At 27.3% G+C, this 796-nt stretch carries 1 protein-coding gene; it reads left to right on the forward strand.

Going from position 1 to position 796, the window contains the following annotated elements:
• Nucleotides 1–441: 441 nt before the first annotated feature.
• Entirely contained in the window at nucleotides 442–594 is a 153-nt protein-coding gene (locus GMC_RS21585; RefSeq protein ID WP_157998120.1) for a hypothetical protein, read from the forward strand.
• Nucleotides 595–796 lie beyond the last annotated feature (202 nt).

Below are 796 nucleotides of genomic sequence, written 5' to 3' on the forward strand. Positions count from 1 at the left end.
TTATATATATAAATAGTATCTTTTGTTATTTAACTTTGTTTTTAAACGGTAAAAAACATCTTTTCACCTCCTTAATTCTGCTTTTAAATTTAAATTAACAGGAAAAATTGACTAAAACAAAATAGCAATAGGAACTGTTTTTTATAATTTGAAGGTTCATTAGATAGTGAAAATCAGTGTCAATCAGTTTATAAAACATGCGGTTAATATGTGATTCTTCAAAAAATGGTACTCAAAAGTGTAGTAATATAGCTGAAAATCTTCTATCAATTATTAACTTTTTCTAAGGGAAAACCCTTAGGCTTTCAGGGTAAACCCTTAGATCAAATTCAGGGTGTTTGTAATTCCGCATAACTACTTGTATATGTTAATTTTGTCTATTTTACTCACGTTTAATTTTAAATATAGAGTAAAATGAAAAAAGTAATTACAATAATGGTAATGAGTTTGTTAGTGTTAACTAGTTGTACAGATTCTTCTGAAGAATTAGTGCAGTCACAAGCTGAAAAAAGTAACATTGAATTTAAAGCTGAATATATTGACAAAGATGAAGTCCAAAGCCCAGATGACCGAGGGAAGAAAAAGAAGAAATAAAGTAATGATATCTTTAATAAGGATCATAATATTTACTAGTGTTATTGCTCCTTACATACACATATTTTTGTCGAAAAAAGATACAGTGAATGTCTTTGGATTTAACAATCTAAGGACTTTTCTGTTTGTAATAGGTTTACCTATTTCCCTTTTTACATGTGCAAATGTCCTATTATACATTACAAAATTTATGGAGAAAAAT

Origin of the sequence: Aquimarina agarivorans (genome assembly GCF_000218485.1) — a bacterium.
GTDB lineage: Bacteria > Bacteroidota > Bacteroidia > Flavobacteriales > Flavobacteriaceae > Aquimarina > Aquimarina agarivorans.

Excerpts from the sequence above, each read along its gene's own strand:
- GMC_RS21585 (WP_157998120.1), top strand. The coding sequence starts at position 442 with ATGAGTTTGTTAGTGTTAACTAGTTGTACAGATTCTTCTGAAGAATTA.